A 20533-nucleotide genomic window follows, 5' to 3' on the forward strand; every position below is an offset into this window, starting at 1 on the left:
CTCAGACCACCTTCCATCCGGCGGCGGTCAGCGCCGCCACGAGTTCGTCCCTGCGGCCGGGCAGCACGGAGATCTCCACCATGCCGACCCGGTGGCCCGAGGCGTGCTCGAGCCGCAGGTCCTCCACGTTCACGTCCGTGCGGCCGACCTCGTCGAGGAGGGCCGCGATCTGCCCGGGGGCGTCGTCCACGATCACCGTGACCACCGCGAACGCCTGCGGCGGCGCCCCGTGCTTGCCGGGCACCCGTGCCCGACCGGCGTTGCCCTCGGCGATCAGCTGCGCCATGTCCAGCCGCGCCCCGGGGGCGGAGGGGTCCTCCAGGGTGCGGATCAGCCGGTCCAGGTCCGCCCGCAGCCCGTGCAGCGCCGGCACGATCCGCCCGGCGTTGCCGGAGAGGATCTGCACCCACAGCTGCGGGTCCGACGCTGCGATCCGGGTGGTGTCCCGCAGCCCGTTGCCGGCCAGGGCGAGCGCCTGGTCCGGGGTGTCCTGCAGGCGGGAGGCCACGAGCGAGGCGGCGATCTGCGGCAGGTGCGAGATCAGCGCGACCGATTCGTCGTGGGCGCGGGCCGCCATCCGGTACGGGGTGGCCTGCAGCGTCAGCGCGAGCGCCCGACCGGCCGCGAGGGCGCCCGGGTGCGTCGTGTCCGTCGGGCACAGCACCCACGGCGCCTGCGTGAACAGGGTGCCGCGGGCCGCCACGGGACCGGACCGCTCGGAGCCGGCCATCGGGTGCGTCCCGAGGTACCGGTCGGCGTCCTGCGGGGCCAGGCGGCCGTCGTCGACGGCAGCGCGCACGCCCGCGGCGACCGCCTCCTTCACCGAGGCGATGTCCACCACCACGGCCGCGGGCCAGCGGCGCAGCGAGTCGACCACGACGTCGGCGGTCACGTCCGGCGGCGCGGCCACGACGACGAGTCCTGGGGCGACGTCGAGGTCGTCGCCCTCGGCGTCCAGGCGGGCGGGGCGTCCGGCGCGGATGTCCGCGGCCACGGCCAGGGCGGCGGGCGAGGGGTCGTGCAGGCGCACGTCCACACCGGCCGCGCTCAGCCCGATGCCGATCGAGGCGCCCAGCAGACCGGTCCCCCGGACGAGCACGGGCTGCGGGATCCCGGCCGGGCCGTCACCGAGCTTGGCGGCGGACTCGGCGGGCGCGCTCACAGGCCGACCAGGGCCTTGAGGTGGCCCAGCTCCTGCGCGTTGAGTGCGCGGACGGTGCCCTGCTTCTGGTCGCCCAGCAGGATGGGGCCCACCTTGACGCGGACGAGCCGCTCGACCGGGTGGCCGATCTCCTGGAACATGCGACGCACGATGCGGTTCTTGCCCGAGTGCAGCACGACCTCGACGAGCACGTGGCCCGGCGTCGAGTCGACGAGCTTGAACGAGTCGACCTGCGCCACGCCGTCCTCCAGTTCCACGCCCTCGCGCAGCCGGTTGGAGACGCCCTTGGCCAGCGGGCCGCGGGTCTGCACGACGTAGGTCTTGGGGACCTCGTAGCTGGGGTGGGTGAGGCGGTTGGCCAGCTCACCGTCGTTGGTGAGGATGAGCAGGCCCTCGGTCTCGTTGTCCAGACGGCCCACGTGGAACAGGTGCTCCTGCCCGGGCTTGAGGTAGGTGGCGATCGAGGGCCGGCCCTCCGGGTCCACCATCGTGGAGATCACGCCGCGGGGCTTGTTGAAGACGAAGTACTGCTTGGTCACGTCCGTCTGCACGGAGATGCCGTCCACCCGGATCACGGCCCGGGCCGGGTCCACGCGCACGCCGGGCTCGGTGACGACGACGCCGTCCACCTCCACACGGCCCTCCGCGATGAGGTCCTCGCTCACGCGCCGGGACGCCACACCCGCCGCGGCCAGCACCTTCTGCAGGCGCTCGCCCGACTCGTCGTGGATGCGGTCGAGGTGGGCGGCCTTGGCCCGGGCGGCGCCGGCGCCGCGGCCGCGGCGGCCGCGGGTGCGCGGCACGGCGTCCTCGTCGAAGGGGGCCTCCTCACGGGGGGCGGCGGCGCCGCGGCGGGCACCGATCTGTCGCTGGAAATCGCGCTCCTGGAACGGGCCGCCCCGTCGACCGACGGCGGGGGTGCGTCCGGAGCCTCGCGGCTTGCGGGAGTTCATGGGGAGGGCGTCCTTTCGGGTGCGCGTCAACGGCGCCGGTCGGGCCGGCGGCGGACGGGTCAGGGGGTGAGGGACGGCCCGGAGACGGACACGCCCGGCTCCATTCTCGCAGATCGACGGCGTCGCGTCTCCCGGCCACCGCTCCCCCGGCCGCGAGCGCGCAGAGAACCGGCCCGGTCCCGCGACGGGACCGGGCCGGCGTCGTCGGCGCTCAGCGGACGGTCACGGCGCGCCGCCGCGGCAGATCAGCTCGCGGGCGAGCTGCCGGTAGGCCTTGGCGCCGTCGTGGTTCTCGGCGAACAGGGTGATGGGCGTGGCCGCCACCGTGGCGTCGGCGAACTTGATGGACCGCTTGATGACGGTCTCGAACACGCGGTCCCCGAAGCCGGCCACCAGCGAGCCCACGACCTCCTTGGAGTGCAGGGTTCGCTGGTCGAACATCGTGGCCAGCACGCCGTCGATCTCCAGGTCCGGGTTGAGCCGGTCCTGCACCTTCTCGATCGTCTCGACGAGCAGGGCGACCGCGCGCAGCGCGAAGAACTCGGCGGTCAGCGGGATGATCACGCCGTGCGAGGCGGTCAGCGCGTTGACGGTCAGCAGGCCCAGCGAGGGCTGGCAGTCGATGAGGACCACGTCGTAGTCGTCGCGGACCTGGCGCAGCGCGCGCTCGAGGACCTGCTCGCGGGCCACCTCGTTGACGAGCTGCACCTCGGCCGCGGACAGGTCGATGTTGGCCGGCAGCAGGTCCATGTTCTCGAAGTCCGTGGACAGGATCGCGTCCTTCGCGGTCACGGACCGTTCCATGAGCACGTTGTACACCGTGGTGTCGAGCTCGTGCGGGTTCGCGCCCAGGCCGGCCGAGAGGGCGCCCTGCGGGTCGAAGTCCACCATGAGCACCCTGCGGCCGTAGCCCGCGAGCGCGGCGCCCAGGTTGATGGTGGAGGTCGTCTTCCCGACGCCGCCCTTCTGGTTCACCATCGAGATGATCCGCGCCGGGCCGTGCGAGGTCAGGGGCGCGGGCTCGGGGAAGTCGTGCTTGGGCCGGCCGGTGGGCCCGAGCACGGGCTCGCCGTGGATGGTCATCACGGGGATCGGTTCTCTCGAGGTCACGGCGGCGCCGGCTCCTTCCACGGTGGTCTGCACGCCCGGCCGCGGGCCGCGGCGCGCCGCGGCCGCCGTCGTCGGCGTGTCCGGATCTTCCCCCACCCTAGTGCCTGGCGTTCCCGGGACGACGGCGGCGCCGGGGACGGGCCGGTGTCCAGGCTCGTCCCCGGCGTCGCCGGTGGTCGACGGTGCGGCGTGCCGCGCGGGCCCGCCGCCTCCGTCAGCGGGCGGGGTTCCGGTCGCCGTCGGCGGCCATGGCGAAGTTCAGGCTGGAGTCGGGGTGACCCTCGTAGGCCTGCTCGGCGATCGTCGGGGACTGCTGCGGGTCGTGCGCGGCGCCGTCGTGGCCGGCCACGGTCGCCTCGTCGAACTGCAGCTCGCCGCTGAGGACGCGCCGGGCACGCTCGCCGTCGAGCTCGCCCACCCAGCGGCCGACGAGGAGCGTGGCCACGGCGTTGCCGGTGAAGTTGGTCAGGGCGCGGGCCTCGGACATGAACTTGTCGATGCCCACGATCACGCCCATGCCGCCGAGCAGCTCGGGTCGGTGCGCCTGCAGGCCGGCGGCGAGCGTGGCCATGCCCGCGCCGGTGACGCCGGCCGCGCCCTTCGAGGCGATGATCATGAAGACCAGCAGGCCGATCTGCTCGCCGAGGTTCATCTCCGCGCCCATCGCGTTGGAGACGAAGAGCGCGGCCATGGTCAGGTAGATGGCGGTGCCGTCCAGGTTGAAGGAGTAGCCGGTGGGCACGGTCACGCCCACGACGGACTTGTCCACGCCGGCGTGCTCCATCTTGGCGATCAGGCGGGGCAGGGCGGTCTCGGAGGAGCTGGTGGCGAAGATGAGCAGGTACTCCCGGCCCAGGTACTTCATGAGGGCCAGGATGCTCAGGCCGGTCACGACCTTCAGGATCGTGCCGAGCACCACCACGATGAAAACGATGCAGGTCAGGTAGAAGGCGCCCATGAGCAGCGCCATGGCGCCGATCGCGGACCAGCCTGTGGAGCCGACGACGGCGGCGATCGCACCGAAGGCGCCGATCGGGGCGACCCACATCACCATCATGAGGAGGCGGAACACGACACCCTGGATCAGGGTGAGACCGCGCAGCAGCGGGGCGCCGGCCGGGCCCATCTGCTGCAGGGCGAAGCCCACGAGCAGGGCGATGAACAGGGTGGGCAGCACCGGCAGGGAGCCGGGGATGATGTCCAGCAGGAACTGGACGGTGCCGTCCGCCGCGGCCTGGGGCTTGTTCGGGTCGTAGGGCGTCAGCTTGAGGCCCTCGCCGGGGTGGATGAGGTTGCCGACGACGAGGCCGATGGCCAGCGCGAACGTGGACATCGCCATGAAGTAGACCAGGGCGATGCCGCCCACGCGGCCGACGGTCGCGGCCTTGGCGATCGAGCCGACGCCGAGGACGATCGTGCAGAAGATGACCGGGCCGATCATCATCTTGATGAGGGAGACGAAGCCGTCGCCCAGCGGCTTGAGGGACTTGCCGAACTCGGGGAAGAACAGGCCGACGGCGGCGCCCAGCACCACCGAGGCGATCACGGCGATGTACAGCCAGTGGGTGCGGTCCTTCTTCGTCGCCGGGGCCGGCGGGGCCGAGGTCTCGGCCGGTGGGGTGTGCGCCATCGGGCGTTCCGTTCTGTGCGGTGGTGGGGCGCCGCCGAGCGGTCCGCAACGGCGCGGGAGGGATGTGACCACTCTCGCGGCCCCGGGTGGTGTCGGTCACGATTGCGGTCATAGTGGTCACGGCGGCCGACGGACTGCAGGATCGTGGGGGTGGACCGGCGCGTCGCCGGCCCGAGGGAGGAGAGGCATGCGCCACCCGTGGTCGATCGCCCGGCGGATCGCCGTGGTCCACGTGGCGCTCGTGGCGGCCATCGCCCTGTTCAGCGTGTGAAGCGCCTACCTCCAGGCCCGCGAGGTGGCCCAGCGCGTCGAGGAGCGCCACGTCCAGGGCGTCACCACCCTCGTGGCGCGCGACCCCGCGCTCGTCTCGGCCCTGCGGGCCGGCGACGCCCCCGCCTTGCAGGCCGGGATCGACGGCTGGATCGCCGAGGCACAGGTCTCGTGGCTGACCGTGATGGACCCGGACGGGATGCGGTTGGCGAGCTGGCGCCCCGAGCAGGTCGGTGTCCGCTACCCGAAGCCGGTGGACGCCGTCGTCGCCGGGGACACCGTCGTGGAGCTCTCGAGCACCGGTGCGGCGGGCCGTTCGGTGCGCGCGCTCGCACCGGTCGTGGACCCGGAGGACGGCACCGTCCTGGGCGTGGTCACGACGGGCGTGCAGATCTCCGATGTCGCCATCATGGCCCAGGCCCAGATCCCCGGCATCCTGCTCGGCTCGGCCGCCGTGGCCGCCGTCGGCCTGCTCGTCGCCTGGCTCGTGGGCCGGTATCTGAACCGGGTGACGCTCGGACGCGGCCCCGAGCAGATCGCCGAGCAGTTCCTGCTGGCGGAGACGGCCATGGACTCGCTCGAGGCCGGCGTCGTGGTCCTCGCCCCGGACGGGCGGGCCCGCCTGCACAACGACCCCGCCGCGCGCCTGCTCGGCTGGGAGGGCGCGGGCGAGCCTCGACTGCCCACCGAGCTCTCCGCGGCCCTGCCGGGCGCGGTCGGCGGCGAGGCGAGCCTCGCCGCCGGCGGGCGGGTCCTCGTGGTGCAGCAGCGTGTCGTGCGGTCGCCCGGCCGTTCCGACCCCGGCGGGTCGGTCCCGCCGACGGCCCTCGCCGCGGCCGCCCGCGAGGGCGTGACCACCGCCCCGGCGGGATCGCGCGTGCTCGTCCTGCACGACCGCACCGACCTGCAGCGGCTCGGCGACGAGCTCACCGTGGCCCACACACTGACCACGGCGCTGCGCGCGCAGACGCATGAGCACGCCAACCAGCTGCACACCGCCCTCGCCCTCGTGGAGTCGGGCCGGCTGGAGGCCGCCCGGGCCGTGCTGTCCCGCCGCGCCCCGGACGAGGAGGCCTCCGACGACGTCCTCGCCGCCCTGCTCGACGCGAAGGCCGCCCAGGCGCGTGAGCGGGGCGTGGCGCTGACCTGGTCCGCCGAGCTGACCGCGCCCGCCCCGCTGCGCCCGCTCGACCTGCTGACCGTGCTGGGCAACCTCGTGGACAACGCCCTCGACGCGGCCGCCGCACCCGACCTGTCCGCGGCAGACCGGTGGGTCGACGTCGAGGTGGTCTCGGACGCCGCGGGCCTGCTCGTGCAAGCTGGCCGACGGCGGCCCCGGACCCTCCGACGCGGACCGCGGCCGACTCTTCGACCGGGGCTGGTCGACGAAGCCCGTCGGCGCCGCCGGACGCGGCATGGGGCTGTGGCTGACGCGGCGGATCGCGGAGGAGGCCGGCGGGGTCGCGGACGTCGCGACCGACTCGGGCACCGTGTTCACCGTCGAGGTGCCCCGCACCCCCCGACCCCAGGAGGAGATATGACCGCCCGCCCGTACCGGGTGCTCGTCGTCGAGGACGAGCAGCTGACGGCCGAGACCTACGTGGCGCACCTGGACCGGCTGCCGGGCTTCGAGGTGGCCGCGGTGGCCGGCTCCCTGTTGGCCGCGCGGCAGGTCGCCGCGGCGGGCCTGCACGCGGACGGGCGCTTCCCGTTCGACGTCGTGCTGCTGGACATGAACCTGCCGGACGGGCACGGCCTGGACTTCCTGCACCAACTGCGCGCGGCGGGCTTCCACGGCGGGGTGCTGGCGCTCACCGCGGCCACCGACCTGCCGGTGGTGCGCCGGGCCGTCGCGTACGGCGTGACGCAGTACCTCGTGAAGCCGTTCGGGTTCGACGAGTTCGCGGATCGGCTGGGCGGGTTCCGCGCCGCCTCGGCGATGCTGGCCGGCGACGGCGCCCTCGACGGCCAGGAGCAGGTGGACGCCGTCTTCCGCGTCTCCCGTGAGCGGCGCGCCGAGGCCCTGCCCAAGGGGCTGACCGAGGGCACCCTGCGCGAGGTGGTGGAGCTGCTGGGGGCGGACCCGGAGACCGCCCTGAGCGCGGCCGAGGTGGGCGAGCGCCTGGGCATCTCCCGCGTGACGGCCCGGCGCTACCTCGAGCACCTCGAGCGGATCCGCCGGGTGCGGCGCTCGGCCCGGCACGGCGGCCGCGGCCGGCCCGAGCAGGAGTACCGCTGGGCCGGCCGCGCGTGAGCGGGGCTCAGCGGGCCGGGCGCAGCACCCCGGCCAGGGCCTCGAGCACGGCGGGGTCCTCGATGGTCGAGGGCACCGCGTACTCCTCGCCGTCGGCCATCTGCCGCATGGTCTTGCGCAGGATCTTGCCCGAGCGGGTCTTGGGCAGCGCGTCCACCACGACGACGTCGCGGAAGTCCGCCACCGGGCCCACCTCGCGGCGCACCGCCTGACGCAGCTCGTCCAGGAGCGCGGCCTCGGCCTCGGAGCCGGGCTCGGGCGTCTCGACGCCGGACTTGAGGACCACGTAGCCCGAGGGCCGCTGGCCCTTGAGCGGGTCCGCGACGCCGATCACGGCGCACTCGGCCACCGCCGGGTGGGAGGCCAGGGCGGCCTCGAGGACGCCCGTGGACAGCCGGTGCCCGGAGACGTTGATGACGTCGTCGGTGCGGCCGAGCACGAACACGTAGCCGTCCTCGTCCACGACGCCGGAGTCACCGGTCGCGTAATGGCCGGGGAACGCGCTGAGGTAGGAGTCGATGTAGCGCTGGTCGTCGCCCCACAGGGTGGGCAGGGTGCCCGGGGGCAGCGGCAGCCGCAGGGCGATGTTGCCCTCGGTCCCGGCGGGCACGGGCTCGCCCAGGCCGTCCAGGACCACGAGATCGACGCCCGGCGAGGGCACCGAGGACGAGCCGATCTTCACCGGCAGCTGCTCCAGGCCCACCGGGTTCGCCGCGATGGCCCACCCGGTCTCGGTCTGCCACCAGTGGTCGATCACCGGCATGCCCAGCAGGCCCTCGATCCACCGCTGCGTCTCCGGGTCCAGGCGCTCGCCCGCGGCGAAGAAGTGCCGCAGGGAGGACAGGTCGTGGGCCTGGAGCAGCTCACCCTCGGGGTCGGCGCGGCGGATCGCGCGCAGTGCCGTGGGGGCCGTGAAGAAGGAGCGCACGCCGTGGTCCTCGATCAGCCGCCAGAACGCGCCGGCGTCGGGCGTGCCCACGGGCTTACCCTCGTACATGACCGTGGTGGCCCCGGCCAGCAGCGGGCCGTAGACGATGTAGGAGTGCCCCACGACCCAGCCCACGTCCGAGGCCGTGCACATCGCCTGCCCCGGGCCGACGTCGTAGATGTGCTCCATGGTCCAGCGCAGGGCGACGGCGTGGCCCCCGTTGTCCCGGACGACGCCCTTCGGCTTGCCCGTGGTGCCCGAGGTGTAGAGCACGTACAGCGGGTCGGTGGCCTGCACCGGGACGCAGTCGGCCGGCTCGGCGGCCGCGACGGCCTCGCCCCAGTCCTCCCAGCTCGCGCCACCGCGCCCGTCGGCGTCCGCGAGCGCGGTCTCGAAGCCCTCGCGGTGGTGGACCAGCACCGTGCGCACGGGGTGCGCGGCGGTCTCGAGCGCCTCGGCCACGGCGGGCAGGTATTCGACCCGGCGCTTGGGCTCGATGCCGCCGGAGCAGGTGAGCACGACGTCGGGGGCCGCGTCGTCGATGCGGGAGGCGAGCTCGCGCGGGGCGAAGCCGCCGAAGACCACGGAGTGCACCGCGCCGAGCCGCGCGCACGCCAGCATCGCGATGTGGGCCTGCGGGATCATCGGCAGGTACACGAGGACGCGGTCGCCCTTGCCGACGCCGCGCGCGGCCAGGGCGCCGGCCAGGCGGGCCACCGCGTCCGTGAGCTCGGCGTACGTGTAGCGGGTGACCTCACCGGTCATCGCGGAGTCGTGGATCAGCGCGACGGCGTCCCCGCGGCCCGCCTCGACGTGCCGGTCCAGGCAGTTGAAGGCGGTGTTCAGCTCGCCGTCCGGGAACCAGCGGTACAGAGGCGCGGCGGAGTCGTCGAGGGCGCGCGTGGGCGCGACGGTCCAGTCGATGGCGCGCGCCGCGTCGAGCCAGAACCCCTCGGGGTCGCGGAGGGAGCGGGCGTGGGCGTCGGCGTACGCGCCGGAGGGGCGGTCTTCGGCGGGGGCATCGTGGGTCGCCATGCGCCCAGGGTAGTGCCGTGGATCACAGGGGGCAAGGGATCTGTATACATTTCGTGCCCCGTCAGTGAGGCGTGGCGGCACGCGCGAGACCCGCGCCGGGGACGCACCACCCAGCCCCCGCACGCCGGACGACGCTCCCCTTCGACGGCGCCGTCCGACGCGCGCACCGGACACGTCCCTGCCCTCGGCGGGACTGTTGTGTATACACTGGCGGCATGCGAGCGAGTGAGCGGGCGTACCAGGCCCTGAGGGCGGAGATCCTCGACTGGTCCCTCCCTCCGGGCGCGGGCCTGGGCGAGGTGGAGCAGGCCGAACGCCTGGGCATCTCGCGCACCCCTCTGCGCGAGGCGCTCTCCCGCCTGGTGGCCGACGGCCTGGCCGAGCAGGCACCGGGCCGGGGCATCGTCGTCGCCGACCTGTCCCTCGAGCAGGCGGACCAGCTGTTCGACCTGCGCATCGCCCTCGAGTCCCTCCTGGCGCGCCGGGCCGCGCAGCGGGCCACCCCGGAGGCGGCCGAGCGGTTCACGGTCCTCGCGGGCCGTTTCCAGGAGGCCGAGGCGGCCCTGCGCGGCGGGACCGACCCCGCGGACTACTACGCGATGACGGCCGAGCTGGACAGCCGGCTGGACGAGGCCGCCGCGAACCCCTACCTCGTCTCCACCCTGCGCACCCTGCGCCTGCACCTGGCGCGCCTGCGCCGACTGGCCGCCGACGACCCGGCCCGCCTCGCGGCCTCCGCCGCGGAGCACGCGGACATCGCCGACGCCGTCGGCTCGGGCGCCGCAGACCTCGCGGAGGCGACCACGCGGGTCCACCTGCACCACGCCTTCCACCATCTGACCCGGCGCGGCCGCGCCGAGGAGACCCCGACCCTGCTGACCCCCACCGAAGGAGACCGACCATGAAGAACCATCACGTGCGCGTGCACCGCTCCGAGGAGAACCTCGAGCGCAAGGACCAGCTGGCCTGGAAGCTGGCCGAGGTGGCCGTCGACGACGTCGAGGTGCTGCCCGAGGTCGAGGAGATGATCATCAACCGGATCATCGACAACGCCTCCGTCGCGGTCGCCTCGCTGAAGCGCGGCCCGATCGTCGCCGCCCGCGCCCAGGCCCTGTCCCACCCGGTCTCCACCGGCGGTGCGGGCGCCTCCGTGTTCGGTGTGGAGCAGAAGGTCTCCCCCGAGTGGGCCGCATGGGCCAACGGCGTGGCCGTCCGCGAGCTGGACTACCACGACACGTTCCTGGCCGCCGAGTACTCCCACCCGGGCGACAACATCCCGCCGATCCTCGCCGTCGCCCAGCACACCGGCCGCTCCGGCAAGGACCTGATCCGCGGCATCGCCACCGGCTACGAGATCCAGGTGGACCTCGTGAAGTCCATCAACCTGTACGGCCACAAGATCGACCACGTGGCCCACATCGGCCCCTCCGCCTCCGCCGGCATCGGCACCCTGCTCGGCCTGGACACCGAGACCATCTTCCAGGCCATCGGCCAGGGCCTGCACACCACCACCGCCACCCGACAGTCCCGCAAGGGCGAGATCTCCACGTGGAAGGCCCACGCCCCGGCGTTCGCGGGCAAGATGGCCGTCGAGGCCGTGGACCGCGCCATGCGCGGCCAGACCTCGCCCGTCCCGATCTACGAGGGCGAGGACGGCGTGATCGCCTGGCTGCTGGACGGCCCGGATGCCTCCTACGAGGTGCCGCTGCCCGAGCAGGGCGAGCCCAAGCGCGGCATCCTGGACACCTACACCAAGGAGCACTCGGCCGAGTACCAGGCCCAGGCCTGGATCGATCTGGCCCGCAAGCTCCACAGGGAGCACCCGGAGGCCACCGACCCGGCGAACGTCGAGTCGGTGCTGATCAAGACCTCGCACCACACCCACTACGTGATCGGCTCGGGCGCCAACGACCCGCAGAAGTACGATCCGACGGCCTCGCGCGAGACCCTCGACCACTCGATCCCCTACATCTTCACCGTGGCCCTGCAGGACGGCTCCTGGCACCACGTGGACTCCTACGCCCCCGAGCGCGCCCAGCGCGAGGACACCGTGGCCCTGTGGCACCGGGTGACCACCGTGGAGGACCCGGAGTGGACCCGCCGCTACCACTCGCTGGACCTCGCGGAGAAGGCGTTCGGCGGCGCGGTGGAGATCACCCTCAAGGACGGCACCGTCATCACCGACGAGATCGCCGTGGCCGACGCCCACCCGCTCGGCGCCCGGCCGTTCGCCCGCGAGCAGTACATCCAGAAGTTCCGCACCCTGGCCGAGGGCATCGTCTCGAAGGAGGAGCAGGACCGCTTCCTGGCCGCCGCCGAGCGCGTGGCCGAGCTGCAGCCCGGCGAGCTGGACCAGCTGAACGTCCTGGCGGACCCGGCGTTCCTGTCCGAGGCCGACCTCGCCGCCGCCCCGAAGGGCCTGTTCTGATGCTGTACTCGACGAAGACGGCCGAACAGAAGCGGATCGACCTGCGGCAGGCCCTGAAGCAGGGCGGCGCCCAGCAGTTCCCGGGCGCGTTCACGCCGCTGTCCGCCAAGCTGATCCAGGAGAAGGGCTTCCCCGGGGTGTACATCTCCGGCGGCGTGCTCGCGAACGAGCTGGGCCTGCCCGACGTCGGGCTGACCACGCTCACCGAGGTGGCCGTGCGCGGCGGGCAGATCGCCCGCCTCACGGACCTGCCGTGCCTCATCGACGCGGACACCGGCTTCGGCGAGCCGATGAACGTGGCCCGCACGGTGCAGGAGTTCGAGAACGCCGGCCTGGCCGGCTGCCACATCGAGGACCAGTTCAACCCCAAGCGGTGCGGCCACCTCGACGGCAAGAACATGGTGGACCTCGACACCGCGGTCAAGCGCATCGCCGCCGCCGTCGACGCCCGCCGGGACCCGAACTTCCTCATCATGGCGCGCACCGACCTGCGTGCCGTGGAGGGCCTGGACGCCGCGATCGCCCGCATGAAGGCGCTCGTGGAGGCCGGTGCGGACGCGATCTTCCCGGAGGCCCTGAAGGACATCGGCGAGTTCGAGACCGTGTGTCGCGAGCTGGAGCCCCTCGGGGTCCCGGTCCTGGCGAACATGACCGAGTTCGGCAAGTCCGAGCTGTTCACCCGCCGGCAGCTGGCCGACGCCGGCGTCGCGATGGTGATCTACCCGGTCACCCTGCTGCGCTCCGCGATGGGCGCCGCCGAGCGCGTGCTCGACGCCATCAAGGAGGAGGGCACCCAGCAGTCGCAGGTGGAGCAGATGCTCACCCGCGCCCGCCTGTACGAGCTGGTGGACTACGAGGGCTACAACGCCTTCGACACGGGCATCTTCAACTTCGACGTGCCCACGCTCGACATCGGCGCCAACCACGCCGACCTCTGACCCGTCACCGGGCCCGCCCGTGCGCGGGCGGGCCCCACTCCCCGAGGAGGGACACCATGACCGAGACCGAGATCAAGAAGGGCCTGGCCGGCGTCGTCGTGGACACCACGGCGATCTCCAAGGTCAATCCGGAGACGAACTCCCTGCTGTATCGCGGCTACCCCGTGCAGGACCTGGCCGCGCAGCTGCCGTTCGAGGCCGTCGCGCTGCTGCTCTGGACGGGCGAGCTGCCCACGGACGAGGAGCTGACCGCGTTCGAGCGCTTCGAGCGCACCCACCGTGCCCTCGACCCGAAGGTGAAGCAGGCCATCGACCTGCTGCCCACCGACTGCCACCCCATGGACGTCGGCCGCACCGCCGTGTCCGTGCTCGGCGCGAACCACCCGAAGGCGGAGGACTCCTCCCCCGAGGCCGAGCTGGAGAAGGCCCAGGCGCTGTTCGCGGCGTTCCCAGCCGTCGTCGCCTACGACCAGCGCCGTCGCCGCGGCCAGGAGGTGGTGGAGCCGCGTGAGGACCTGGACTACTCGCAGAACTTCCTGTGGATGACGTTCGGCGAGGAGGCCGCCCCGGAGGTCGTGGACGCGTTCCGCGTCTCGATGGTGCTGTACGCCGAGCACTCGTTCAACGCCTCGACCTTCACCGCGCGCGTGATCACCTCGACGCTCTCCGACCTGCACTCGGCCGTGACCGGTGCGATCGGCGCGCTCAAGGGTCCGCTGCACGGCGGCGCCAACGAGGCCGTGATGCACACCTTCGACGAGATCGGCATCCGGAAGGAGGAGTCCCGTGAGGACGCCGCCGCCCGAGCGAAGGCGTGGATGGAGGACGCCCTGGCCCAGAAGAAGAAGGTCATGGGCTTCGGCCACCGCGTCTACAAGAACGGCGACTCCCGTGTGCCGACCATGAAGGCCGCGCTCGACCGGATGATCGAGCACTACGGCCGCGAGGAGTTGCTCGGCCTGTACGACGGTCTGCAGCAGGCCATGGACGAGGCCAAGCAGATCAAGCCGAACCTCGACTACCCCGCCGGCCCGACCTACCACCTGATGGGCTTCGACACGGAGATGTTCACCCCGCTGTTCATCGCCTCGCGCATCACGGGCTGGACCGCCCACATCATGGAGCAGCGCGCCGCGAACGCGCTGATCCGCCCGCTCTCGGCCTACGACGGCCCCGAGCAGCGGGAGCTGCCGGCGGGCTGAGCCTCGTGAGGGGCGGTCGGGGCGACTTGTCGGAGGTGTAGACGCAGATCACCTCCGACACGTCGCCCCATTCGCTCGCGGCGCGGTGCCGCGTGCACGACGACGGCGGGTCGCCCCGGGTGGGGCGGCCCGCCGTCGTCGTGTCGTCATCGGTGCGACGCCCTCGCAGAGTGGTCACGACACGCCGCGTGCCGGGCGCGGCGACGGCGTGTCGTGACCACTGTGTCGGGCCGGTCGTCGGCCCCTCAGCGCCGGGCCGCCGCGTCGGCGCGGCGGGCCAGGCCGGCGGCGACGAGGCCGGCGAACAGCGGGTGCGGGCGGGTCGGCCGGGAGGAGAACTCCGGGTGGGCCTGCGTGGACACGTAGTACGGGTGCACGTCCCGGGGCAGCTCCACGAACTCCACGAGGGCGCCGTCCGGGGAGGTGCCGCAGATCGCGAGACCGGCCTCCTCGAGGCGGTCGCGGTAGGCGTTGTTCACCTCGTAGCGGTGGCGGTGGCGCTCGGTCACCTCGGTGGTGCCGTAGGCCTCGGCCACCACGGAGCCCGGGCGCAGGGTCGCGGGGAAGGCGCCCAGGCGCATGGTGCCGCCGAGGTCCCCCTCGCCGGCCACGATCTGCTCCTGCTCGGCCATGGTGGCGATCACGGGCGAGGCGGTCTCCGGGTCGAACTCGGTGGAGTCCGCGTCCTCCAGGCCGAGGACGTTGCGGGCGTACTCGATGACCATGGACTGCAGGCCCAGGCACAGACCCAGCGTCGGGATCCGCTGCTCGCGGGCGTGCCGCAGCGCGCCGAGCTTGCCCTCGAGCCCGCGCACGCCGAAGCCGCCGGGCACACACACGGCGTCGACGTCCGCGAGCGCCACCGCCGCGCCCTCGGGGGTGGCGCACTCGTCCGCGGCCACCCAGCGGATGCCCACCTTGGCCCGGTGGGCGAAGCCACCGGCGCGCAGCGCCTCGGTGACGGACAGGTAGGCGTCCGGCAGGTCCACGTACTTGCCCACGAGCGCCACGGTGAGCTCATGCTCCGGGTGGTGCACGGCGTCCATGAGGGCATCCCACGCGGTCCAGTCCACGTCCTTGAACTTCAGGTCCAGGGACTGCACCACGTGGGCGTCGAGGCCCTGGTCGTGGATGACGCGGGGGATGTCGTAGATGGAGGGGGCGTCGGCGCAGTTGACGACGGCGTCCTGCGGGACGTCGCACATGCGGGCGATCTTGCCGCGGACGTCGTCGGGGACGGCCCGGTCCGAGCGCAGCACGATCGCGTCCGGCTGGATGCCGATCGAGCGCAGGGCGGCCACGGAGTGCTGGGTGGGCTTGGTCTTGAGCTCCTGCGAGGGGCCGATGTACGGCACGAGGGAGACGTGCAGGAAGAAGACGTCGTCGCGGCCGACGTCCTGGCGGACCTGGCGGGCGGCCTCGAGGAAGGGCTGCGACTCGATGTCGCCGACGGTGCCGCCGATCTCCGTGATGATCACGTCCGGGGCGGGGCGGTCGCCGCGGGGCTCCGCGGGCAGGCGCATCCGGCGGCAGATCTCGTCGGTGATGTGCGGGATGACCTGGACGGTGTCCCCGAGGTACTCGCCGCGGCGCTCGCGGGCGATCACGGTGGAGTACACCTGGCCGGTGGTCACGTTGTCCAGGCCGTCGAGGTCCTCGTCGAGGAAGCGCTCGTAGTGGCCGATGTCCAGGTCCGTCTCGGCGCCGTCCTCGGTGACGAACACCTCGCCGTGCTGGAACGGGTTCATGGTGCCCGGGTCCACGTTGAGGTAGGGGTCGAGCTTCTGCATCACCACCCTGAGCCCGCGCGCCTTGAGCAGGTGGCCGAGCGAGGAGGCCGTGAGCCCCTTGCCGAGGGAGGAGGCGACACCGCCGGTCACGAACACGTGACGGGTGACGCGCGTGGACGTCTGAGTACGAGAAGTTCGTTTCACCACGGATCTTGAGCGTATCAGGTGCGGGGCTCAGCGCGCGCGCGGATGCGCGGCGGAGTAGACCTCGCGCAGGGAGTCCACGGTGACGAGGGTGTACACCTGCGTGGTGGTCACGGACGCGTGCCCGAGCAGCTCCTGGACCACGCGGACGTCCGCGCCGCCGGCCAGCAGGTGCGTGGCGAAGCAGTGGCGCAGGGTGTGGGGCGAGACGTCCGCCTCGAGGCCGGCGCGCTCGGCCGCCCGCTTCAGCACGGCCCACGCGGACTGCCGGGAGAGCCGGCCGCCGCAGGCGTTGACGAACAGGGCGGGCGTGGAGCGTGCGGCTCCCGCCATGATCGTGGGCCGTCCCCGCACCAGCCACGCGTCGAGCGCGGCGGCCGCGTAGGAGCCGATCGGCACCACGCGCTCCTTGGACCCCTTGCCGAACAGGCGGACCACAGGCTGGCCGCCGTCGTCCCCGGTCTGCGCGAGCCCCACCACGTCGTCGACGTCGAGGCCGACCACCTCGGAGATGCGGGCGCCGGTGCCGTAGAGGAACTCGAGCAGCGCGCGGTCCCGCAGGCCGGCCGGGGTGTCGACGGGCACGGCCTCCAGCAGCGCCGTCACCTGCTCCACGGGGAGCGCCTTCGGCAGGCGGTCGCCCGGCTTCGGCGGGTGGACGTCGAGGGCGGGGTCGGCGGGCGTGAGGCCCTCGAGGGCCCAGAACCGGTGCAGGCCGCGCACGGCCGCGAGCACGCGGGCCGCCGAGCGGACCGCGAGGGGCCGCCCGCCGTCCTCGCCGGTGCCCAGCGCCCGCAGGAAGCCCGAGACGTGGCCCGGGTCGACGTCGGCGGGGGCGCGCACCCCCTGGGCCTCGAGCCAGCGGCGGTAGCGCTCGAGGTCGCGGCGGTAGGCGGCCAGCGTGTTCGCGGCGAGGCCCCGCTCGACGGCCAGGTGCTCCAGGTGGCGGCGGAACGGGGCCGCGAGCGCGGACTCCGCGCCCCGGCCCCCACGGCTCCCACGGGCCTCGGCCTCGCCGCTCCCCCGGGCGGCCGGGTCGGTGCTCACGCGGGCCAGTCCGCCCCGGGGCCGTGGCGGTCCGGGACGAAGGGGGCGTCCACGGGGCGCAGGCGCCGCCACCCCTGGGCGCGGTGGGCGCACAGGGCGAGGATCGCCACGACCGTGGAGGGGTTGTGCACGCGCCCATCCAGGACGGCGTCGGTCACCTCGTCGAGGCCGACCCACACGAGCGGCATGGCCGCCTCCTCGTCCTGCCGGGTGTGCCGCTCGCCGTCGGGGATCTCTTCGATCTGACGGGCCAGGAACACGCGGATCGCCTCGCTGGAGCCGCCCGGGGTCGTGTAGTAGTCGACGAGGGTGTGCCACTCGCGGGCGCGCAGGTCGGCCTCCTCGGCCAGCTCACGGACGGCGACCTGGTGGAGGTCCTCCCCGTCCACGTCCCGCAGTCCCGCCGGGATCTCCCACAGCTCCATGCCCACGGGGTGGCGGTACTGGCGGACGAGGGCCACCTGCTCGCGGGGGCCGGTGGTGGTGAGCTTGGTGCGGACCGCGAGGATCGCCACGGCGCCCGGGTGCACCATCAGCTCCCGGGTCAGGGGATCCTGGGACTTGTCCGCCGGGTCCAGGCGGAACGACTCCCGGGCGATGTCCCACACTCGGCCTTCGTAGACGGTCTTCGACTTCTTCACCGGGCGGGGGACGTGCAGGTCGCGCAGGGGCGAGCGTCCCGCGGACGCGGGGATCTCAGGCATGGGGCGATCCTTTCATGTCGGGGCGGCGTCCGCGGACCGGGTCAGCCGCGTTCGCGGGCGGAGGACTCGAGCAGCTCCCGGGCGTGCTCGCGGGCCGCCGCGGAGTCCCCGTGCCCGGCGAGCATGCGGGCGAGCTCCTCGACCCGTTCGTCGGCCGTCAGCGTCACGACGTCGGAGGTGGTCACACCCGCGGCCGGGTCCGAGTTCTTCTCCACCCGCACGTGCCGGTCCGCGTAGGCGGCGACCTGGGGCAGGTGCGTCACGGCGATGACCTGCACGTGGCGGGCGAGCCGGGCCAGGCGGGCCCCGATCCGCACGGCGGCCTCACCGCCCACGCCGGCGTCGACCTCGTCGAACACGAAGGTGGGCACCGGGTCCGTGGCGGCCAGGACCACCTCGAGGGCGAGCATCACGCGGGAGAGCTCGCCGCCGGAGGCGCCGCGGCCCAGGGGCCGGGGCTCGACGCCCGCGTGGGGGCGCAGGGCGAGCGTGACGTCCTCAGCGCCGTACGGGCCGAGACCGTCCCCGGCGACCGGCGTCAGTCCCACGTGGAAGGAGGCGTCCGGCATGAACAGGGCGTGCAGCTCCTCGGTCACCGCGGTCTCGAGCCGCTCGGCGGCCGCGGTGCGCAGGGCGGTGAGGGTCGCGGCCCGTTCGCGCAGCGCGGCGTCGAGCCGGTCGACCTCCGCCTCGAGCTCCTCGAGGCGGCCGGAGTCGCCCTGCAGCTCGTCCAGGCGCGGACGCTGGGTCCGGGCCCAGTCGATCACGTCGGCGAGCTCCGGTCCGTAGAGCCGCTGCAGTCGTGTGAGCTCGGCCAGCCGCGACTGGGCCGCGTCGAGGTCGGAGGCCGCGTCGGCGTCCAGGTCAGCGGTGTAGCGGGCCAGGTCGCCGGCGATGTCCGTGAGCACGACGGCGGCCTCGGCCAGGCGCGCGGCCGCGGCGGCGAGCTCGGGGTCGTCGCCGGGGGCGGCGAGCACGGCCTGCTGCGCCGCCTCCACGAGGCTGACGGCGCCGGGGGTCTCGTCCATCGTGTCCACGTCGGGGCCGGCCAGTCGGGCGTGTGCCTCCCCGGAGGCGGCGCGCAGCTCCTCGACGTCCTCGAGCCGGCGGATGAGAGCCCGCAGCTCCTCGTCCTCGCCCTCCTGCGGCTCGGCGAGGTCGATCTCCTCGAGCGAGCGCTGGAGCGCCTCGGCTTCGCGGGCCCGCTCTTGGCGGTGGGCGGTGAGCTCCTCGCGCTCCCGACGCGCGGCGGTCCAGGCGGCGTGGTCCGCGCGGTAGGCGCGCAGGGCCGCGGCGAGCTCGGCGCCGCCGAACGCATCGAGGGCGTGCCGCTGGGCGTCGGCGCCCTGGAGGCGGACCTGGTCGTTCTGGCCGTGCACGGCCACGAGGGTCGCCCCGATCTCGGCGAGCAGGCCGACGGGCACGGTCCGCCCGCCGGCGGCGGCGCGCGAGCGGGTCCCCTCCCCGGACGCCGTGACGCTGCGGCTCAGGACGAGCTCCCGGACGCCCTCGTCGGCCTCGTCCAGCACGGCCCCGGCGTCCTCGGCGAGGGCGAGCGCGGCGTGCGCCTCGGGCAGGCGGACGCCGGCGTCCACGACGGCACGGGACGAGCCCCGGCGGACCGCGCCCGCGTCGGCGCGAGCGCCGAGCAGCAGGCCCAGGGCGGTGACCACCATGGTCTTGCCGGCGCCGGTCTCGCCGGTGACGACGGTGAAGCCGGGGTCCAGGTCCACGGTGGCCTCGCCGATCACGCCGAGCCCCGAGATCCTCAGATGGTCGATCATGCGTCCTCCCCGGGGTGACGCGCCCCGCGGTCGCGGTGGCGCTGGATGTCCGCGGGCGAGAGCACCGACAGCGGCATGGTGGCCGGTTCGACGACGTCGGGACGCGGCCCCGCGTGCCGCGGCTCGACGGTCTCCACCGCGTGGAGCACGCCCGCCCGCTCCTGGGCGGTGACGGGGCCGCGCCAGCCGTCCGTGGGCAGCCGGAACTTGCGCACGAGCCGTTCCGCGAAGGGCGTCGGGTTGAGACGGGCCAGGCGCACCGGCTCCGCCGACCGGGACACCTCGATCCGGGCCTGCGGCGGCAGTTCGACGGTGCGCCGGCCGTCACACCACAGCACACCGGTCTCGCGGGTGCGGGTGAGCACGTCCACGCCGATCGTGGAGCGCGGACCCACCACGAGGGGGCGGGTGAACAGGGCGTGGGCGCTGATGGGCACGCACAGCAGGGCCTCCACGGAGGGCCACACGACGGGGCCCCCGCCGGAGAAGGCGTAGGCGGTGGAGCCGGTGGGGGTGGCCAGGACGACGCCGTCGCAGCCGAAGGCCGTCAGCGGCGAGTTGTCCACGGAGACGACCACCTCGAGCATCCGCTCCCGGTGGGACTTCTCCACGGAGGCCTCGTTGAGGGCCCACGTGCGGGCCACCTCGCGGCCCTCCACGAGCACGACGACGTCCAGGGCCATGCGCTCGATCACCACGTAGGACTCCGAGGCGATCGCCTGGACGGTGCGGTGCAGGTCGGTGCGCTCGGACTCGGCGAGGAAGCCGACGTGGCCCAGGTTCACCGCCAGCAGTGGCACGTTGTGGCCGCGGACGAAGTCGGCCGCCCGCAGCACCGAGCCGTCGCCGCCGAGGACGAGGCCGAGGGTGATGTCCTCGAGCTCGCAGTCGACCCCGAGGGCCTCCGGCGCGAACTCCGGGGGGTCCCCCGCGGCCGCGCGGATGGCGGCCACGTCCTGTTCGAGCATGACGCTGACCAGGCCCTCCTCCGCGAACATGCGGGTGGCCTGCAGCGCCGCGCTGATGGCGTCCTCGCGGCCCGTGTGGGTCAGGACGAGGACACGACGTCCGGGGGTGTAGGGCATGGTTCCTTCCGCGAGCCGGGGTGCCGGGCACTGCGCTCCAGGATAGCCACGAGATCGGACACGCGAACC

At 73.8% G+C, this 20533-nt stretch carries 15 protein-coding genes and 2 pseudogenes; 7 read left to right on the forward strand and 10 right to left on the reverse strand.

Features of this window, described 5'->3' with window-relative positions; translation table 11 throughout:
• Position 1 precedes the first annotated feature (1 nt).
• The 4 genes from CITRIK5_RS05720 to CITRIK5_RS05735 form a co-directional block, all read right to left on the reverse strand.
• Entirely contained in the window at positions 2 to 1162 is a 1161-nt protein-coding gene (locus CITRIK5_RS05720; RefSeq protein ID WP_063189213.1) for a prephenate dehydrogenase, read from the reverse strand.
• Entirely contained in the window at positions 1159 to 2115 is a 957-nt protein-coding gene (locus CITRIK5_RS05725) for a pseudouridine synthase (RefSeq protein WP_041102683.1), read from the reverse strand. Before CITRIK5_RS05725 ends, CITRIK5_RS05720 begins: the two co-directional genes overlap by 4 nt.
• A 222-nt stretch (positions 2116 to 2337) precedes the next feature.
• Positions 2338 to 3198 (reverse strand): ParA family protein, encoded by an 861-nt coding sequence (locus CITRIK5_RS05730; protein WP_036315755.1) that lies wholly within the window; start codon positions 3196 to 3198, stop codon positions 2338 to 2340.
• Positions 3199 to 3439: 241 nt separating this feature from the next.
• On the reverse strand, positions 3440 to 4855 hold the full coding sequence (locus tag CITRIK5_RS05735) for a cation:dicarboxylate symporter family transporter (protein WP_102708774.1): 1416 nt from the start codon (positions 4853 to 4855) through the stop codon (positions 3440 to 3442).
• A gap of 343 nt (positions 4856 to 5198) precedes the next feature.
• Between CITRIK5_RS05735 and CITRIK5_RS12425 the strand changes: the two are divergent.
• From CITRIK5_RS12425 to CITRIK5_RS12435, 3 genes and pseudogenes are all read left to right on the forward strand, one after another.
• Positions 5199 to 5489, forward strand: a pseudogene (locus CITRIK5_RS12425) (histidine kinase); the annotation flags it as partial.
• 955 nt (positions 5490 to 6444) lie between these two features.
• A complete protein-coding gene (locus CITRIK5_RS12430; RefSeq protein WP_080694963.1) occupies positions 6445 to 6666 on the forward strand; it encodes an ATP-binding protein in 222 nt (73 codons plus the stop codon).
• A gap of 29 nt (positions 6667 to 6695) precedes the next feature.
• Positions 6696 to 7379, forward strand: a pseudogene (locus tag CITRIK5_RS12435) (response regulator); the annotation flags it as partial.
• A gap of 7 nt (positions 7380 to 7386) precedes the next feature.
• Here the strand turns inward: CITRIK5_RS12435 and CITRIK5_RS05750 are convergent.
• Complete coding sequence (locus tag CITRIK5_RS05750; RefSeq protein ID WP_159833241.1) at positions 7387 to 9342, reverse strand: AMP-binding protein; 1956 nt, start codon at positions 9340 to 9342, stop codon at positions 7387 to 7389.
• 215 nt (positions 9343 to 9557) lie between these two features.
• Here CITRIK5_RS05750 and CITRIK5_RS05755 point away from each other — a divergent pair, with 215 nt between their 5' ends.
• The 4 genes from CITRIK5_RS05755 to CITRIK5_RS05770 are packed head-to-tail and all read left to right on the forward strand — an operon-like array spanning position 9558 to position 13910.
• Positions 9558 to 10247: a GntR family transcriptional regulator gene (locus CITRIK5_RS05755; protein WP_020628108.1), complete on the forward strand. Its 690-nt coding sequence runs from the start codon at positions 9558 to 9560 to the stop codon at positions 10245 to 10247.
• Positions 10244 to 11770 (forward strand): MmgE/PrpD family protein, encoded by a 1527-nt coding sequence (locus CITRIK5_RS05760; protein ID WP_159833243.1) that lies wholly within the window; start codon positions 10244 to 10246, stop codon positions 11768 to 11770. The genes CITRIK5_RS05755 and CITRIK5_RS05760 overlap by 4 nt, the downstream gene beginning before the upstream one ends.
• Complete coding sequence (gene prpB, locus CITRIK5_RS05765; protein WP_159833245.1) at positions 11770 to 12708, forward strand: methylisocitrate lyase; 939 nt, start codon at positions 11770 to 11772, stop codon at positions 12706 to 12708. Before CITRIK5_RS05760 ends, prpB begins: the two co-directional genes overlap by 1 nt.
• Positions 12709 to 12764: 56 nt before the next feature.
• The gene (locus tag CITRIK5_RS05770) at positions 12765 to 13910 is read left to right on the forward strand and encodes a bifunctional 2-methylcitrate synthase/citrate synthase (protein ID WP_144879706.1); all 1146 of its coding nucleotides are present in this window, start codon (positions 12765 to 12767) and stop codon (positions 13908 to 13910) included.
• Between the two features lie 245 nt (positions 13911 to 14155).
• On the opposite strand, the gene CITRIK5_RS05775 is transcribed toward CITRIK5_RS05770, so the two are convergent.
• Genes CITRIK5_RS05775 through CITRIK5_RS05795 form a run of 5 tightly spaced genes read right to left on the reverse strand, consistent with a single transcriptional unit; the run spans position 14156 to position 20464 of the window.
• Positions 14156 to 15865, reverse strand: a complete 1710-nt coding sequence (locus tag CITRIK5_RS05775) for a CTP synthase (protein ID WP_078025592.1) — start codon at positions 15863 to 15865, stop codon at positions 14156 to 14158.
• A 9-nt stretch (positions 15866 to 15874) separates the two neighbouring features.
• Entirely contained in the window at positions 15875 to 16891 is a 1017-nt protein-coding gene (xerD, locus tag CITRIK5_RS05780; protein WP_159833247.1) for a site-specific tyrosine recombinase XerD, read from the reverse strand.
• Positions 16888 to 17595 (reverse strand): NUDIX hydrolase, encoded by a 708-nt coding sequence (locus tag CITRIK5_RS05785; protein WP_144879712.1) that lies wholly within the window; start codon positions 17593 to 17595, stop codon positions 16888 to 16890. Before CITRIK5_RS05785 ends, xerD begins: the two co-directional genes overlap by 4 nt.
• Before the next feature lie 41 nt (positions 17596 to 17636).
• Positions 17637 to 19379, reverse strand: a complete 1743-nt coding sequence (gene recN, locus CITRIK5_RS05790) for a DNA repair protein RecN (RefSeq protein ID WP_036383274.1) — start codon at positions 19377 to 19379, stop codon at positions 17637 to 17639.
• Positions 19376 to 20464 carry an NAD kinase gene (locus tag CITRIK5_RS05795; RefSeq protein ID WP_036383271.1) on the reverse strand — a complete coding sequence of 363 codons (1089 nt, stop codon included), beginning with the start codon at positions 20462 to 20464 and terminating at the stop codon, positions 19376 to 19378. The genes recN and CITRIK5_RS05795 overlap by 4 nt, the downstream gene beginning before the upstream one ends.
• Between the last annotated feature and the right edge of the window lie 69 nt (positions 20465 to 20533).

Origin of the sequence: Micrococcus sp. 116 (assembly GCF_902506395.1) — a bacterium.
GTDB classification, from domain to species: Bacteria; Actinomycetota; Actinomycetes; order Actinomycetales; family Micrococcaceae; genus Micrococcus; species Micrococcus luteus.

Coding starts and splice junctions, on each gene's coding strand:
- CITRIK5_RS05725 (WP_041102683.1), bottom strand. CDS start 2,115: ATGAACTCCCGCAAGCCGCGAGGCTCCGGACGCACCCCCGCCGTCGGT.
- CITRIK5_RS05730 (WP_036315755.1), bottom strand. CDS start 3,198: ATGACCATCCACGGCGAGCCCGTGCTCGGGCCCACCGGCCGGCCCAAG.
- CITRIK5_RS05735 (WP_102708774.1), bottom strand. CDS start 4,855: ATGGCGCACACCCCACCGGCCGAGACCTCGGCCCCGCCGGCCCCGGCG.
- CITRIK5_RS05750 (WP_159833241.1), bottom strand. CDS start 9,342: ATGGCGACCCACGATGCCCCCGCCGAAGACCGCCCCTCCGGCGCGTAC.
- CITRIK5_RS05755 (WP_020628108.1), top strand. CDS start 9,558: ATGCGAGCGAGTGAGCGGGCGTACCAGGCCCTGAGGGCGGAGATCCTC.
- CITRIK5_RS05760 (WP_159833243.1), top strand. CDS start 10,244: ATGAAGAACCATCACGTGCGCGTGCACCGCTCCGAGGAGAACCTCGAG.
- prpB (WP_159833245.1), top strand. CDS start 11,770: ATGCTGTACTCGACGAAGACGGCCGAACAGAAGCGGATCGACCTGCGG.
- CITRIK5_RS05770 (WP_144879706.1), top strand. CDS start 12,765: ATGACCGAGACCGAGATCAAGAAGGGCCTGGCCGGCGTCGTCGTGGAC.
- CITRIK5_RS05785 (WP_144879712.1), bottom strand. CDS start 17,595: ATGCCTGAGATCCCCGCGTCCGCGGGACGCTCGCCCCTGCGCGACCTG.
- recN (WP_036383274.1), bottom strand. CDS start 19,379: ATGATCGACCATCTGAGGATCTCGGGGCTCGGCGTGATCGGCGAGGCC.
- CITRIK5_RS05795 (WP_036383271.1), bottom strand. CDS start 20,464: ATGCCCTACACCCCCGGACGTCGTGTCCTCGTCCTGACCCACACGGGC.